This window comes from Mesorhizobium sp. M7A.F.Ca.US.007.01.2.1, from assembly GCF_003998165.1.
Classification (GTDB): Bacteria; Pseudomonadota; Alphaproteobacteria; order Rhizobiales; family Rhizobiaceae; genus Mesorhizobium; species Mesorhizobium ciceri.
In genome coordinates, this window is record NZ_RZQP01000169.1 from 1 (window position 1) to 14038 (window position 14038).

The following is a 14038-nucleotide window of genomic DNA, read 5'->3' on the forward strand; positions in this document are numbered from 1 at the left end:
CTATTCCCCTATTCCCCTATTCCCCTATTCCCTTACTTTCGGCGCCCCAAACCGCGCCGCGGCGGCCAACAACACACCCAGCATCAGCCCGTTGAGGATGTGCCAGAGGAAGTGCGTGCCGAGCGGGAAGCCGCCGCAGACCAGCGGGTCGATCATCCGGCAGACGACGGACACCACGAAGATCGCCGACCCGGCCAGATTGTACCAGCCGGCGCGATTGCCGCTGGCGGCCACCAGCGCGCCGAAGAAGGCGAGCGCCAGGAACGGCGGCAGATAGCCCGTCGTGCCGTTCGACGCCTGGCGCAGCCAGTCCGGCACGGCAACGGTTATCGCCCCGGCAATCGCATAGAAGGCGATGAAGATGGCGATGGCTTTGCCCCATCGCATGCCGAGGAAGCGACGCAGATTGAACAGCGTGTAGGCCAGCGTGAAGCCGGCGATCGGCAGCACGTCGGCCCAGACCGTGCCCTTGGTGGCAAAAGTATGGAAGATCGTCGAGCCGATGCCGATCGCCACCACCCACCAGGCCAGCACCTCGGCGAAGGCGCCGGTGCCCAGCCTTCGCACCTCGCGCACGCCCCACAGGCCGGCGGCGATGAAGGCGAAGTTGGTCAGGGCGTTGACCGGTTCGGACCAGAATTCCGGGCCGGTCCGCTCGCAATAGAGGTCGACCGGCGCCAAAAACGTTTGCCACATCGCGATTGCCGCCCGAATCGGTTTCTATCCTGAAGCGCAGATCCTTCCTATTGCGCGGTTGCGGTCGGCTGCAACGGCAAAATTTCACCGCAACGTGACTTCCCGTTGACTTCCGGTTCTGCCACATATTTCAGCAATCAAGATAAAGCCGGCATCACCGGCGGGAATCGGAATGGCCATGGCCTCGCGAAAATCATTGTGGCTGGCAGCTCTTGCGCTGGCCTTCTCGGCGTCTGCCGGCGCCGGGCATGCCGGCGAATCCGATCGCGCCCAGACCGACCGGGTCCAGATCGAAAAGCCATTGGGCGTGGTCGAGCTGTTCACCAGCCAGGGCTGCAGTTCCTGCCCGCCGGCCGATACTCTGTTCTCCGAACTTGCCGCCAAGGAAGACATCGTCGCGCTCGCCTATCACGTCGACTACTGGGACTATCTCGGCTGGCAGGACACGCTCGGCCGCAAGGAGAACACCGAGCGGCAATACGACTATATGCGCGCCTTCGGCAGCCGCTCCGTCTATACGCCGCAGGCCGTCATCAACGGCCGCGTCCATGTCAACGGCGCCAACCGCGGCGAGGTCGATGGTGCGCTCGCCCGCATGGCCAAGAGCGGCGAAGGCATGCGCGTCGCCGTCAAGGTCAGCCGCACCAGCGATCGCGTGATGATCGACGCCGGCGATGCCGGCAACGGCCCCAGCGACGCCCATGTCGTCATCGTCTATTTCGACCCGCCGCAGACGGTCAAAGTCGGCGAGGGCGAAAATACCGGCCGCAAGATGACCTACTGGAACGCCGTCACCGGCATCCAGACCGCCGGCATGTGGCATGGCAAGGCACAGCGCTACGAACTGCCGATGAGCGAGATTGCCAAAAAGGGCGGCTGCGCCGTGCTGCTGCAGTCGGTCGGCAAGGACGGCATGCCCGGTCCCATTCTCGGCGCCGCATTCATCCACAAGCCTTGAGAGCGCTCAAATCCCTGCCGCGGTAGCGCGAAGGCTCACCTATCACCAGCCAATAAAAAACCGACGTCAGCTTGCTTCTGACGCCGGTCATTTAGGTTTTGGGATCGTCGCTCCCGGTTCTTCCGAAGAAGAGCCGAGGTTGGTTCGATCCGACGCAGACCCGTGGGCGGGGGGCTTGGGGTTTACGAGCCGGTGCCGGACCGAACCGTCTCAGGCAACGCCGGTAAATTCGTCGGACATTGGGGCATGAGCGCGGATAAAAAAAGGCAGAAATGTGGCGGAACATCACCAATTCCAACACGGCGTTTCATAAAAGTGACTGGACGTGACGGAAACGGCGCGGCGCGGGGCTCGGTTCGCCGGGCCTTGCAATTCAGTCGCGAACACGCCAACTTTGGTTGGCAAAGATTCATTTTGAAGGATCGAGGCATGACCGATGACAGTGGCGGGACGGGGGATGGGGACGCATCCGCAATAATCCCGCTGCACGAGGCGCGACGCGAACGTCTCGATCAGCCGGTGCGGTTCGACCGACGCGAGCTGGACCAGATCCTCAGGCTCTACGGACGCATGGTCGCCGCCAATGAATGGCGCGACTACGCCATCGATCATCTCGCCGACCGCGCTGTCTTTTCCGTCTTCCGCCGCACCAGCGAAGTGCCGCTGTTCCAGATCGTCAAGGATCCGAAACTGGCCCGCAAGCAGGGCGCCTTTGCCGTCATCGCCGCCGGCGGCCGCATCTTGAAACGCGGCCAGGAACTCGGCCGCGTGCTCGGTGTGTTCGACAGCAAGTTGAAGCTGGTCGAAGCCTGAGCAGGGAATTAGAGCAGGGGAATTGAAGAAATGGAGAATTGATGAGTTGAAGAAAAGGCCTCGGCGTCATCTGTTGCCGCCGCTTCTTTTTATTCTTCAGTTCTTCAATTCCGCAATTCTTCAGTTCCTTCTTCAGTCCCCTCTAAGGCGAAACTTCCGCTCCGGCAGCGAACTCGGATCGGGCGGCGCCGATGCCCCGCCATTCAGCGACAGCTGCATGAACACCGTGTCCAGCCAGCGCCCGTGCTTGTAGCCGGAGCCTTCCAGGCGGCCCGAATGGCGAAAGCCGAGCTTTTCGTGCAGCCGCACCGAGGCGCTGTCGGGACGGCCATCGCCGATCACCGCGATGATCTGGCGAAAGCCCGCCGTCGTCACCGCCTCGATCAGGCTTTGCATCAGCTTGAGCCCGACGCCCTGGCCCTTGGCCTCGGGCGCGACATAGACCGAATCCTCGACAATGAAGCGATAGGCCGGGCGTGGCCGGAAGGCACCGGCATAGGCGTAGCCGAGAACCGCGCCGTCCTTCTCCGCCACAAGGTAGGGAAAGCCGCCGGCCATCAGGCTGTCGAATCGAACACCCATCTCCGCGCGGCTCGGCGGCTCCAGCTCATAGCTCGCCGTGCCTTGGGCGACCGCGTCGGCGTAGATGCCGGTGATGCTGTCGAGGTCGGCCGCTGTCGCCGGTCGAATCGTAATAGTGCTCATAATTTATGCGTGCCATTTCTCTGCTCGTGATAACAGCAAAGCCCGGCACAAAAGAAAAGGGCGGCCGTTGGGCCGCCCTTTTGGAACTCGATGGTCCAGCATGCTGAACTAGCGACGGTCGCCCATGAACTGCAGCAGGAACATGAACAGGTTGATGAAGTCGAGATAGAGCGTCAGCGCGCCCATGATCGCCTTGCGGCCGGCGACGTCCGAACTGTCGCCCTCGAAATACATCTCCTTGATCTTCTGCGTGTCATAGGCGGTGAGGCCCGCGAAGACCAGCACGCCGATCGCCGACACGGCAAACGACAGCGCCGACGACTGCAGGAAGATGTTGATCACCGACGCGATGATGATGCCGAACACGCCCATGATCAGGAACGAGCCCATTGCCGTCAGGTCGCGCTTGGTGGTGTAGCCGAACAGCGACAGCGCACCGAAGGCGGCGGCCGTGGCGAAGAAGGTCTGTGAAATGCTGGCCGTGGTGTAGACCAGGAAGATCGAAGACAGCGACAGGCCGACGAGACCGGCATAGACCCAGAACGTCGTCTGCGCCGCCGAAACGCTCATCGACTGGACGCGGAACGACAGGAACAGCACGGCGGCCAGCGGCGCCAGCATCACCACCCAGCGCAGCGGCGAGCCGAAGATCGCGTAGCCGAAGGACGTCAGCATCTCGCCGCTCGGCAGCGTCGCGACAGCCGAAGCCGGATCGGTGGTGGTGGCCAGCATGATCGTGCCGACAGCGGCAAGACCGGTGATGAGGAGGCCAAGCCCCATCAGATTGTAAACCTTGATCATGTAGGCGCGCAGGCCCTGATCGATGTCGGCACCGACGCCGACGCCGGGCACGGCGCGCGTCTGGTAGTTGCGAATGGGATCAGCCATTGTAGTCCTCTATTGCTTCTGCCCCGTCCGGTGTCAGGTCCTTCCGGACCCAGGCGCCGCTGGCAGGGCTCCAGCATGCCTGTGGCGAAATATGATGGTTATTCGCGTCAAGAACAAGACCGTAACCGGATGTAACGGTTCGTGAGAGGGCGAAGCGCCGATTCCTCGGCTTTTCGGACGGCTTTCTTACCAAGATTTAATCCAGGGTGCCCGTTCCGGGCCTGTCGTCACAGGTTGCGCAGCACCGGTGCTGCCTTGTGGCCGAGCACCCGCCAGGTGCCGGCGAGACCAATGCCGACCGTGATCACCAGCGAAAACAGAATGGTTGCCACCGCCACCTCCGGCATGAAATGCGACGGCAGAGTCATGATGCGCGCGACGACGAACCAGGCGGCTGCGCTGCCCGCCGCCAGCGCGAAAATGGCGGTGGCCAGCCCGATCAGCATATATTCGAGCGAGAAGGCCGATATCAGCGTCGTGCGTGTCGCGCCCAGCGTCTTCAACACCACCGCATCATGGATGCGCGCCCGGTTGCCGGCTGCAAGCGCGCCGGCCAGCACCAGCACCGAAGCGATCAGCGCCACGCCAGCGGCCGCCCGGATCGCCGTGCCGAGCTGCCCGACCAGCCGGTTGACGACGTCGAGCGCGTCCTTGACCCGCACCGTCGTCACCGCCGGGAAGGCGCGGGTGACGGCGTTGAGGATGCGGGCGTCGTCGGCCGTCGATGCACTCTTTTCGGTCAGCGTCGCCATCCAGCCATGCGGGGCGCCCGCGAATGTGTTGGGCGAGAAGACCATGACGAAATTGATACCCATCGTCTCCCATTCGACTTGGCGGAAACTGGCGATCCTGGCCGTGACGTTGCGGCCCAGCACATTGACGGTGATGGTGTCGCCGAGCTTCAGCCCGATCTCCTTGCCTTCTTGCGCCGAAAACGAAACCAGCGGTTCGCCGCTGTAATTTTCGGGCCACCAACTGCCCTCGGTCAGCGTCGCGTTCTCCGGCTGCCTGGTGTCATAGGTCAGGCCGCGATCCCCCCTCAGCACCCAGGCGCCTTCCGCCGGCACCTTCACCTTGTCGACGTCGACACCGTTCAGCGCCATCACCCGGCCGCGCAGCATCGGCACCTTGGCCAGCACGCCCTGCGGCGCCTCCTTGCCGATCAGCGCCGAGAAGGACGCGACATCGGCGCTCTGGATGTCGACGAAGAAGAAGTTCGGCGCCCGTTCCGGCAGGCTGCCCGAGATCTGTCGCCTGAGATTGCCGTCGATCAGCGCCAGCGTCACCAATAGCGTCAGCCCGAGCCCCAGGGACAGCACCACCGATGGCGTCAGGGCGCCTGGCCGATGGATGTTGCCGATGGCGAGCCTGAGCGCCACGAAGCGCACGCGCGGGCTTTTCCTGGCCGTCCATTGCACCAGTGCGCCGACCGCGCGCAGCACCAGGAAGGCGAAGACGGTAGCGCCGACAAAGATCGAGGCGATGCGCTGGTCGCCCGAGAACAGAATGGCCAGCGCCGCAAGCAGCAGCGCGATGCCTATGGCCGCCGCGACATAGGCGGGGCGCGGCAAGCCGCGGCCTTCCAGCCCCATTTCGCGAAACAGCGCGGTTGCCGGCACGTCGCGGGCGCGGCCGAGCGGCAGCAGCGCGAAAGCCAACGTCACCAGCAGGCCGAACAGCGCCGCCATGCCGAGCGCGCCGGGATAGAAGCCGCCTTCGGCCGGCACCGGAATGACGGATTGCAAGGCCGCGCTCGCCGCGAAGGGCATTAGTGCGCCGAGCACAAGGCCCAGCACGATACCCAATCCGGCTATGATCAGGATCTGCACGAGATAGACGGCAAAGACGAAGCCGCCCGAAGCGCCCAGGCTCTTGAAGGTGGCGATGACGCCGCGCTTGCCGTCGAGATAGGCGCGCACCGCATTGGCGACGCCGACGCCGCCGACCACCAGCGCCGTCAGCCCGACCAGGGTCAGGAACTGTGAGAAGCGTTCGATGTTGGACGACAGCGCGGGCGCCGCGTTGCTGCGCGTGCGGATCGACCAGCCGGCTTCCGGAAAATCCGTGGCGGCCTGATCCTGGATGGCCTTGAGCCTTGCCTCGTCGGCGTCCGCCGGCAGCCGGATTTTGTAGGCATTCTCGACCAGGATGCCCGGCTGGATCAGTCCAGTGGCCGCCAACCCTTCGGTCGAGATCATCAGCCTCGGCGCGAAGCCGAAGCCGTCGGACACGGCATCCGGTTCGGCGACCAGCTTGGCGCGCAGTTCGAAAGTAGCGGTGCCGAGCTTCAGCCGGTCGCCAAGCTTGACGTGCAACCGCTCGAACAGAAGATCGGGCGCTGCCGCACCGAAGACGCCGAACTCTTCGCCGAACAGTTCCTGTTTCGACAGCGCCGGCTCGGTCTCCAGCGTGCCATAGAGCGGATAGACATGGTCGACCGCCTTGGCCTCGACCAGCGCCTGGTCGGATCCGTCGGCGAGACGCGCCATCGAACGCATGCTGGCGGTCCGCGAAACCGTGCCGAGCCCGTCAAGGAAGCTGCGCTCCGCCTGGCTGGCGTCACGCTGGTTGATCTGGAAGCGAAGATCGCCGCCAAGCAGCGTCTGGCCCTGATTGGCGACACCGGCGGTGATCGAACGCGCCACCGAGTTGACGCCGCCGATGGCCGCCACGCCGAGCGCGATGCAGGCGAGGAAGATCAGGAAACCGGACAGGCCGCCGCGCATCTCGCGCAGCGAGAAGCGGACAGCGAGCCTCAACGTCCGGGACAGCGGCATCAGGCCGTCACCTTGACCGGCGCCGGTGCCTCGATCCGGCCCGAGCGCATCGAAACCTGGCGCGAACAGCGTGCCGCGAGCGCCGGATCATGCGTCACCAGCACCAGCGTCATGCCGCGCTCGGCCGCCTTCGCAAACAGGAGGTCGGCGACCTGCCGCCCGGTCGCCTGGTCGAGATTGCCGGTCGGCTCGTCGGCGATCAGGATGCGCGGCGACGGCGCCAATGCGCGGGCGATCGCCACGCGCTGCTGCTCGCCGCCCGACAATTCGCCGGGATAGTGGGTGACGCGGTCGCTGAGGCCAACCGCCGCCAGCTCGCGCGCCGCCACCGCGAACGGATCGGAATGGCCGGCCAGTTCCAGCGGCACCGCGACATTTTCGAGCGCCGTCATGTTGGGAATGAGATGGAAGGACTGGAACACGATGCCAATGTTTCGGCCACGAAACGAAGCGATCTGGTCCTCGCTTTTGCCGTTGAGCAGCTCGCCGGCGATTCGGACCGTACCCGAATCGACCCTTTCCAGGCCTGCCAGGACCATCAGCAAGGTCGACTTGCCGGAACCCGAAGGTCCGACGATGCCGGTCGCCTCGCCGGTCGCCACATCGAGGCTCACCCCCTTCAGCACATGGACCGATGAAGCGCCCTCGCCAAGGGTCAGGGACACATCTTTCAGCGCGATGACGGCTTCTGTCAAAATGAAATCGTCCTATATCTGGGAATGAAGGCTCTGCTTGCCGGAAGCCGTCGACTGAAGAATTTCTAGCTCATATGGGGCCTGCCGCATGTCTTTCAAACGCAGTATTGCCGCAGGCTTCGTGGTTTTCCTCGCCATTTGCGGCGTCATGTCGTCGGCGCGTGCCGAGCCGTTCAAGATCGTCGGCTTCGGTGACAGCCTGATGGCGGGCTATGGCCTTGGACCCGACCAGGGCTTTACCGACAGGCTGCAGGCAGCGCTTGGCGCCAAAGGCCATGATGTGACCGTCGCCAATGCCGGCGTCTCCGGCGACACGACGAGCGGCGGCCTGGCGCGGCTTGACTGGTCGGTGCCGGACGGCACGCAACTGGTCATTCTCGAACTCGGCGCCAACGACATGCTGCGTGGCGTCTCGCCCGACATCACCAAAAAGAACCTCGACGAGATGCTGAGCAAGCTGAAGCAGCGCAAGATTGCCGTGCTTCTGGCCGGCATGCGCGCCGCACCCAATCTCGGTCCCGACTACCAGAGCGCCTTCGACGCCATTTTCCCGGACCTGGCGAAGAAATACGACGTCGCGCTCTACCCGTTCTTTCTCGACGGCGTCGCCGGCCAGCCCGGCATGCAGCTCGAGGACGGCCTGCATCCGAGCGCACGAGGCGTCGACCAGATGGTCGAACGCATCCTGCCCGCGGTCGAGAAGGTGATCGCGGCGGTGCCGGGCGATTCCTAGCGGGTTGGAACTGTTTCCGCCCGGCGAGCTTTTAACAGGGACTGTGGCCAACAAACCTCTTGCTCCGTTTGACTATCGATGATTCGCTATGGGTGACAGTTCGATTCGAGGAAGGGAGGCTCTTCATGCCGCGTCTTTTCACCGCCCTCGAAATTCCGCGTGACGCTGCCCTTTCGCTGTCCCTGCTGCGGGGCGGCTTGCCGGGAGCCCGCTGGATCGACGTCGAAAACTACCATCTGACGCTGCGCTTCATCGGCGATGTTCCCGGCCATGTCGCCGACGAGATCGCCAACGCGCTCGACCGCGTCCACCGCCCTTCTTTCTCGCTGGCGCTGACCGGCGTCGGCGCTTTCGGCCAGAAGAAGCCGCATGCGGTGTGGGCGGGCGCTTCCGCCTCGCCCGATCTGGCCGCCCTTCAAGGTGAGATCGACCGCATCTGCCAGCGGCTCGGCATCCCGGCCGACCCGCGCAAATTCATGCCGCATGTGACGCTGGCGCGCTTGCGCAATTCGACCCCGCTGGACGTTGCCCAATATCTGTCCGCGCGCGGCAATTTCTCGACGCTGCCGTTCCGCATCGGCCGTTTCGTTTTGATGTCGTCGCGCGATTCGGTCGGCGGCGGACCCTACATCGTCGAGGAAGCCTGGCCGCTGTCAGGCACGGACGCCCGCGCCTCCAGCCTTGTCGCCAGCGCCTCCGACGCCTCGCGGATCATGCGATAGGCGGAAGCGAAGGCTTCTGCCTCGTCATGATAAGGATCCGGCACGTCGCGTGCCTTTCCCTGCGCGAATTCCAGGAACAGATGGATGCGGTCCTGCACGGCCGCCGGCGCCAGCGCCTTCAGGTCGGCGACATTCGACCGGTCCATGCCAAGGATCAGGTCGAAACGGTGGAGGTCCTGCGGCGTGACCTTGCGCGCCCTCTGCCCGGAAATGTCGACGCCGTGCCGCATGGCGACCGCGATCGCGCGTCGATCGGGGGCAGAGCCGGCCTCCCAGTCACTGGTTCCCGCCGAATCGAGCAGGATATCCCGGGCCGACCCGCGCTCGGCCCAAACGGCGCGGAAGACACCTTCCGCCAGCGGCGACCGGCAGATGTTGCCGAGGCAGACGAAGAGAATGGAATTTATAGGCTTCGCGCTCATCGATCCGTCGCTATGGTGAGGGTCGTTTTCGAATAGCACAGGATAGGGACATGGCGAGAGAGAAACTGGGCAGGCAAGCCGCTGAAGCCGCATTGACGGGCCTCGACGGCTGGGCGCTGGCGGAAGACGGCGCCTCCATCAAGCGCACATTCACCTTCGCGAATTTCTCCGAGGCTTTCGCCTTCATGACCCGCGTCGCGCTTGCCGCCGAGGCGATGGATCATCATCCCGACTGGTCGAATGTCTACAAGACCGTCGACGTGACGCTGAACACCCACGACGCCGGCGGCGTCACTGCGCTCGATATCGATCTGGCCACGAAAATGAACCGTTTTGCCGGCGCCTGAGGCCTGGTATCGCCTCGGCAGGCCCAAATCGGCACCGGCATCTTGTAGCGGGGGTCGGGTTTCACCACATTTTCCCCCGCGGGGCAGGCGCCGGATGCGCATGAGCCCCGCAAGGAGAGACTGATGGCGCAACAATCCGGTTTTGATTTCTTCGGCTTTGGCGGCAAGCCGTCAGACGAGAGCGAAGTGCGCGAGAAATTCTGGCGCACAGCCAAGAAGGCCGCGCGGCAGATCCCCTTCATGGAAGAGGTCGTGGCCGCCTATTATTGCGCCATGGACAAGAACACGCCGCTGCGCGCCAAGGGCATTCTGCTGGCCGCGCTCGGCTATTTCGTGCTGCCGGTGGATGTCATCCCCGACTTCGTCTTCGGGCTTGGCTTCACCGACGACATCGCTGTGCTCACCGCCGCGATCACCGCCGTCAGTGCCCACATCACCACTGCGCACCGGCAGGCCGCCAGGGACGCCATGGCCGAGAAGGGCTGAACACGCGCGCGGAACGCCGTTGAAGCCGGCTTTCGGCGACAGCGTAAAAAGTCAAACTCTTGCCGCTTTCGTGGCCTTCAAGTCGCCAAAGGGATGTCGCGCCACCCGCTCGCAGGGCGGCGGCGCGGGTATGGTGGCGGTTTCCTCGGGGTGAGGGTCCTTTTCTCTTCGGAAATTCACCGTTTGGTAACCCAGATTAAATCAAAATGAAGCGACGGGCAGGACGCCAAGCCGGCCTGCCTCCGCACCATTTGGAATACGGGAAAAGCGATGCGCGGATTGATTGCGATAGTTTCGAGTCTGGCCCTGGTGGCCGTGGCAGCGCCGGCACTGGCGCAGTCGGCGACCAAGATCGGCCAGCACAATGCCTGGGGCACCTACAGCTACCAGGCATCGGGCGGCAAGGTCTGCTATGTCCTGACCGTGCCGACCGACAAGCAGCCGCCCACGCTCGACCATGGCGATATGTTCTTCTTCGTCAGCCAGCGGCCCGGCCAGCAAGTGTCCTACGAGCCGCAATTCATTGCCGGCTACAATTTCCAGGAAGGCTCCAAGGCCACCGTGACCATCGACAAGAAGACGTTTTCGATGTTCACGCGCGGCAAATCGGCCTGGGTCGAGAATGCCGCCGAGGAGCCGGTACTGATCGCCGCCATGAAGACCGGCACCGACATGAAGGTGACGGCGAAGTCCGGCCGCGGCAATCCCACCTCCTATGTCTTCTCTCTGAAGGGCATTTCGGCGGCGCTGACATCGATCGCCAAGTGTAAATAGGCAAAGCTACTTTTTTGAGGGAAAGGCCGGGCCGCGAAGTCCGGCCTTTTTTCTTTCATACTTGCCCCGGCCCGGCCTCCGCCCGGCGGCGCCGGATCGCCTCGGCGATGAAGACACGCGATAGCGCGTGATAGAGCGGCTCGTGCGAGATCATGCGCGCCGTGCCGTAGCCCAGCATCGAGGCCAGCATCAGCGCGATGACATTGTCGTGATTGCCGGTCATCTCCAGGATGATGACGAAGGCCGTCATCGGCGCTTGCACCACACCGGCGAAATAGCCGGCCATGCCGAGCAGTGCCGCCACCCCAGTGCTCGCGCCAAAGAGGAGGCCGAGCGAACTGCCGATGCCGGCGCCGACAGCCAGCGAGGGCGCGAAGATACCGCCCGGAATGCCCGAGATCATCGACAGCAATCCCGCCAGGAACTTTTCGGCGAAGAAGAACCACGGCAGCGGCGTGCCTTCGACGGCGCCCCGCGCCTGCACGTAACCGGTGCCGAAGGTCAGCCCGCCCGAGGCAATGCCGATCACCGCCACCGCAAGCCCGCAGATTGCGGCCACGATCAGGGCGCGCCGCAAAGGCTGCCCAGTGTTCCAGCGCCGGATCCGCCGCGTCGCCTTCAACGCCAGCAGCGAGAACAGCGCGCCGAACCCGCCGCCGATGACGCCGCAGGCAATCACCAGCGGCCACTCGGCGGCAAACGAGATGGTGTCCCTGGCGACGCCAAAATAGGTGTAGTTGCCGAGCAGCCCGAGCGAAGCGAGACCGGCCAGGATCACCGCCGTCAGCACCAGCCCGTTGGTTCGCGCCTCATAGGTGCGGCCCATCTCCTCGATGGCGAAGACGATGCCGGCCAGCGGCGTGTTGAAGGCGGCGGCAATCCCGGCGGCCGACCCGGCCAGGATCAGACCCCGGGCCTGCACCATGCCGCCCCAGCGTGCCGCCTGCAGCATCAGCGACGCGCCGACTTGCACCGTCGGACCCTCGCGGCCGATCGAGGCGCCGCAGAACAGGCCGACGATGGTGAGCATGATTTTGCCGGCCACCAGTTTGAGGGACAGGATGTGGCTGCGGTCCTCGTCGTCACGCAGATGGCGGGCGGCGATCGCCTGCGGAATGCCGCTGCCTTGCGAACCGGGAAAGAAGGTGTGGGCAAGCCAGGCGCACAGCACGAAACCCAACGGCGTAATGGCAAGCGGCAGATAGAAACGCCAGCCGCCTGCATCTCCTGTCATCAGTTGAAACAGTTCCTGCGCCCTGTCGGCCAGCACCGCGAACAGCACGCTGATCACACCGATGCCAAGCGCGCCGGCCCAGAACACCAGGCGCGGCTGCCAGACCCGCCGTGAGCCCCACATCGCGCGCGAACGCCGCAGCATGGGATATTTTCGCGATGTGCCGGCCATGTCTGTCCTCGAGCGGGGAATGTTTCGGCCTAACACAGCTGGGCAGTCTATTAAACTAGCGCCGGAAAAACCTGTCGTTGGCGCTCGCCTGAGTGCCAGGCGGAAGCATCGCTTCGGTGAAAGGTCGACCCCCACTCCGTCGAGCTACGCTCGACGGAGTGGGGGAAGCCATCAGCCAAACGCGCTGCCGCCGCAAGACAGGCATTATCGGGAGAGAAATGCCCGCCATGACGAGGGGCGGTGCCGACGTCGTTCCAAGGCGATCGTAGATCGTAAAGCTAGCTGAGCATGACTCTGCCCTCAACCTGTGCTATGCGCCGCGCTTCCTTTCCGGCACGATGCGTGAAATCGGCCGCAAACCGCTTATATCAGTGCAACCATGACCCTTTCATTCGATCTCACCACTGACAGCGCCCGCGACGCGTTGCGTGCCCGCTCGGCACAGCCCGAAAAGCAGTCGCTGATCGGCCTGACGCGGATCGAACTCGCCGAGACTCTGGTTGCATCAGGCGCTGTGCCCGAGCGCCAGGCGAAAATGCGCGCCCAGCAGCTGTGGCACTGGATGTATGTGCGCGGCGTCTCCGATTTCGCCGGCATGTTCAACATCTCCAAGGATCTGCGTGCTGAGCTCGACAAGCATTTCACCGTCGCCAGGCCCGAGATCGTCGAGGAGCAGATTTCCGCCGACGGCACGCGAAAGTGGCTGTTCCGCTTTCCGCCGCGCGGCGCCGGCCGGCCTGTCGAGATCGAAACCGTCTACATTCCCGAAGAGGGTCGCGGCACGCTGTGCATCTCCTCGCAGGTGGGCTGCACGCTGACCTGCTCGTTCTGCCACACCGGCACGCAGAAGCTGGTGCGCAATCTGACGGCCGAGGAGATCCTCGCCCAGCTGCTCACCGCCCGCGACCGGCTCGGCGATTTCCCTGACCGCGACACGCCCGACGGCGCCATCGTGCCGGCCGAAGGCCGCAAAGTGTCCAATATCGTCATGATGGGCATGGGCGAGCCGCTTTACAATTTCGAAGCGGTGAAGAAGGCGCTGCTGATCGCTTCCGACGGTGACGGCCTGTCCCTGTCGAAGCGGCGCATCACGCTGTCGACCTCCGGCGTCGTGCCGGAAATCTTCCGCACCGGCGAGGAAATCGGCGTCATGCTGGCAATCTCGCTGCATGCCACCAATGACGATCTGCGCGACTTGCTTGTGCCGATCAACAAGAAGTATCCGCTGAAGGAACTGATCGCCGCCTGCCGCGCCTATCCCGGCCTGTCGAACGCCAAGCGCATCACCTTCGAATATGTGATGCTGAAGGACGTCAACGATTCCATCGAGGACGCCAAGGGACTGATCAAGCTGCTCAAGGGCATTCCGGCCAAGATCAACCTGATCCCGTTCAACCCGTGGCCGGGCACCAATTACCAGTGCTCGGACTGGGAAACGATCGAGAAATTCGCCGACTACATCAACAATGCCGGCTATGCCTCGCCGATCCGCACGCCGCGCGGCCGCGACATCCTCGCCGCCTGCGGCCAGCTCAAATCCGACTCCGAGCGCATGCGCAAGGTCGACCGGCTGGCTCTGGAAGCGATGATGATAGCGGGGCACGGCGAGGCGTGAAC

15 protein-coding genes are annotated in these 14038 nt (G+C 64.1%); 8 read left to right on the top strand and 7 right to left on the bottom strand.

Features of this window, described 5'->3' with window-relative positions:
* Positions 1 to 24: 24 nt before the first annotated feature.
* Complete coding sequence (locus EN949_RS24810; protein ID WP_127371535.1) at positions 25 to 696, bottom strand: ceramidase domain-containing protein; 672 nt, start codon at positions 694 to 696, stop codon at positions 25 to 27.
* A gap of 172 nt (positions 697 to 868) precedes the next feature.
* Between EN949_RS24810 and EN949_RS24815 the strand changes: the two genes are divergently transcribed.
* Together EN949_RS24815 and EN949_RS24820 are read left to right on the top strand one after the other, a co-directional pair.
* Positions 869 to 1654: a thioredoxin family protein gene (locus EN949_RS24815; RefSeq protein ID WP_013528826.1), complete on the top strand. Its 786-nt coding sequence runs from the start codon at positions 869 to 871 to the stop codon at positions 1652 to 1654.
* A 429-nt stretch (positions 1655 to 2083) separates the two neighbouring features.
* The gene (locus EN949_RS24820; RefSeq protein ID WP_013528825.1) at positions 2084 to 2467 is read left to right on the top strand and encodes a DUF2794 domain-containing protein; all 384 of its coding nucleotides are present in this window, start codon (positions 2084 to 2086) and stop codon (positions 2465 to 2467) included.
* A 132-nt stretch (positions 2468 to 2599) separates the two neighbouring features.
* Here EN949_RS24820 and EN949_RS24825 read toward each other — a convergent pair whose 3' ends face one another.
* The 4 genes from EN949_RS24825 to EN949_RS24840 all read right to left on the bottom strand — a co-directional run bounded on the left by EN949_RS24825 (position 2600) and on the right by EN949_RS24840 (position 7532).
* Entirely contained in the window at positions 2600 to 3172 is a 573-nt protein-coding gene (locus EN949_RS24825; RefSeq protein ID WP_063169546.1) for a GNAT family N-acetyltransferase, read from the bottom strand.
* A 108-nt stretch (positions 3173 to 3280) separates the two neighbouring features.
* Positions 3281 to 4060, bottom strand: a complete 780-nt coding sequence (locus EN949_RS24830) for a Bax inhibitor-1/YccA family protein (RefSeq protein WP_013528823.1) — start codon at positions 4058 to 4060, stop codon at positions 3281 to 3283.
* A 227-nt stretch (positions 4061 to 4287) separates the two neighbouring features.
* On the bottom strand, positions 4288 to 6837 hold the full coding sequence (locus EN949_RS24835) for an ABC transporter permease (RefSeq protein ID WP_127371388.1): 2550 nt from the start codon (positions 6835 to 6837) through the stop codon (positions 4288 to 4290).
* On the bottom strand, positions 6837 to 7532 hold the full coding sequence (locus tag EN949_RS24840) for an ABC transporter ATP-binding protein (protein ID WP_024504015.1): 696 nt from the start codon (positions 7530 to 7532) through the stop codon (positions 6837 to 6839). The genes EN949_RS24835 and EN949_RS24840 overlap by 1 nt, the downstream gene beginning before the upstream one ends.
* Positions 7533 to 7620: 88 nt before the next feature.
* Here EN949_RS24840 and EN949_RS24845 point away from each other — a divergent pair, with 88 nt between their 5' ends.
* Both EN949_RS24845 and thpR read left to right on the top strand, forming a co-directional pair.
* Entirely contained in the window at positions 7621 to 8265 is a 645-nt protein-coding gene (locus EN949_RS24845) for an arylesterase (protein WP_013528820.1), read from the top strand.
* Between the two features lie 125 nt (positions 8266 to 8390).
* Complete coding sequence (gene thpR, locus EN949_RS24850) at positions 8391 to 8987, top strand: RNA 2',3'-cyclic phosphodiesterase (protein WP_013528819.1); 597 nt, start codon at positions 8391 to 8393, stop codon at positions 8985 to 8987.
* On the opposite strand, the gene EN949_RS24855 is transcribed toward thpR, so the two are convergent.
* Positions 8891 to 9409 carry a low molecular weight protein-tyrosine-phosphatase gene (locus EN949_RS24855; protein WP_013528818.1) on the bottom strand — a complete coding sequence of 173 codons (519 nt, stop codon included), beginning with the start codon at positions 9407 to 9409 and terminating at the stop codon, positions 8891 to 8893. The two genes, thpR and EN949_RS24855, sit on opposite strands and share 97 nt — an antisense overlap.
* A gap of 50 nt (positions 9410 to 9459) precedes the next feature.
* Between EN949_RS24855 and EN949_RS24860 the strand changes: the two genes are divergently transcribed.
* The 3 genes from EN949_RS24860 (at position 9460) to EN949_RS24870 (ending at position 11016) form a co-directional block, all read left to right on the top strand.
* The gene (locus tag EN949_RS24860) at positions 9460 to 9756 is read left to right on the top strand and encodes a 4a-hydroxytetrahydrobiopterin dehydratase (RefSeq protein ID WP_063169551.1); all 297 of its coding nucleotides are present in this window, start codon (positions 9460 to 9462) and stop codon (positions 9754 to 9756) included.
* A gap of 123 nt (positions 9757 to 9879) precedes the next feature.
* Positions 9880 to 10242 carry a YkvA family protein gene (locus tag EN949_RS24865; protein WP_013528816.1) on the top strand — a complete coding sequence of 121 codons (363 nt, stop codon included), beginning with the start codon at positions 9880 to 9882 and terminating at the stop codon, positions 10240 to 10242.
* Between the two features lie 270 nt (positions 10243 to 10512).
* Complete coding sequence (locus tag EN949_RS24870) at positions 10513 to 11016, top strand: invasion associated locus B family protein (RefSeq protein ID WP_013528815.1); 504 nt, start codon at positions 10513 to 10515, stop codon at positions 11014 to 11016.
* Positions 11017 to 11071: 55 nt separating this feature from the next.
* On the opposite strand, the gene EN949_RS24875 is transcribed toward EN949_RS24870, so the two are convergent.
* Positions 11072 to 12421 carry a chloride channel protein gene (locus EN949_RS24875; protein WP_063169552.1) on the bottom strand — a complete coding sequence of 450 codons (1350 nt, stop codon included), beginning with the start codon at positions 12419 to 12421 and terminating at the stop codon, positions 11072 to 11074.
* Between the two features lie 379 nt (positions 12422 to 12800).
* Between EN949_RS24875 and rlmN the strand changes: the two genes are divergently transcribed.
* Positions 12801 to 14036, top strand: coding sequence for a 23S rRNA (adenine(2503)-C(2))-methyltransferase RlmN (gene rlmN / locus EN949_RS24880; protein WP_027162882.1), 1236 nt, complete (start codon positions 12801 to 12803; stop codon positions 14034 to 14036).
* Positions 14037 to 14038: the final 2 nt, after the last annotated feature.

Excerpts from the sequence above, each read along its gene's own strand:
- EN949_RS24810 (WP_127371535.1), bottom strand. The coding sequence starts at position 696 with ATGTGGCAAACGTTTTTGGCGCCGGTCGACCTCTATTGCGAGCGGACC.
- EN949_RS24815 (WP_013528826.1), top strand. The coding sequence starts at position 869 with ATGGCCATGGCCTCGCGAAAATCATTGTGGCTGGCAGCTCTTGCGCTG.
- EN949_RS24820 (WP_013528825.1), top strand. The coding sequence starts at position 2,084 with ATGACCGATGACAGTGGCGGGACGGGGGATGGGGACGCATCCGCAATA.
- EN949_RS24825 (WP_063169546.1), bottom strand. The coding sequence starts at position 3,172 with ATGAGCACTATTACGATTCGACCGGCGACAGCGGCCGACCTCGACAGC.
- EN949_RS24830 (WP_013528823.1), bottom strand. The coding sequence starts at position 4,060 with ATGGCTGATCCCATTCGCAACTACCAGACGCGCGCCGTGCCCGGCGTC.
- EN949_RS24835 (WP_127371388.1), bottom strand. The coding sequence starts at position 6,837 with ATGCCGCTGTCCCGGACGTTGAGGCTCGCTGTCCGCTTCTCGCTGCGC.
- EN949_RS24845 (WP_013528820.1), top strand. The coding sequence starts at position 7,621 with ATGTCTTTCAAACGCAGTATTGCCGCAGGCTTCGTGGTTTTCCTCGCC.
- thpR (WP_013528819.1), top strand. The coding sequence starts at position 8,391 with ATGCCGCGTCTTTTCACCGCCCTCGAAATTCCGCGTGACGCTGCCCTT.
- EN949_RS24855 (WP_013528818.1), bottom strand. The coding sequence starts at position 9,409 with ATGAGCGCGAAGCCTATAAATTCCATTCTCTTCGTCTGCCTCGGCAAC.
- EN949_RS24860 (WP_063169551.1), top strand. The coding sequence starts at position 9,460 with ATGGCGAGAGAGAAACTGGGCAGGCAAGCCGCTGAAGCCGCATTGACG.
- EN949_RS24865 (WP_013528816.1), top strand. The coding sequence starts at position 9,880 with ATGGCGCAACAATCCGGTTTTGATTTCTTCGGCTTTGGCGGCAAGCCG.
- EN949_RS24870 (WP_013528815.1), top strand. The coding sequence starts at position 10,513 with ATGCGCGGATTGATTGCGATAGTTTCGAGTCTGGCCCTGGTGGCCGTG.
- EN949_RS24875 (WP_063169552.1), bottom strand. The coding sequence starts at position 12,421 with ATGGCCGGCACATCGCGAAAATATCCCATGCTGCGGCGTTCGCGCGCG.
- rlmN (WP_027162882.1), top strand. The coding sequence starts at position 12,801 with ATGACCCTTTCATTCGATCTCACCACTGACAGCGCCCGCGACGCGTTG.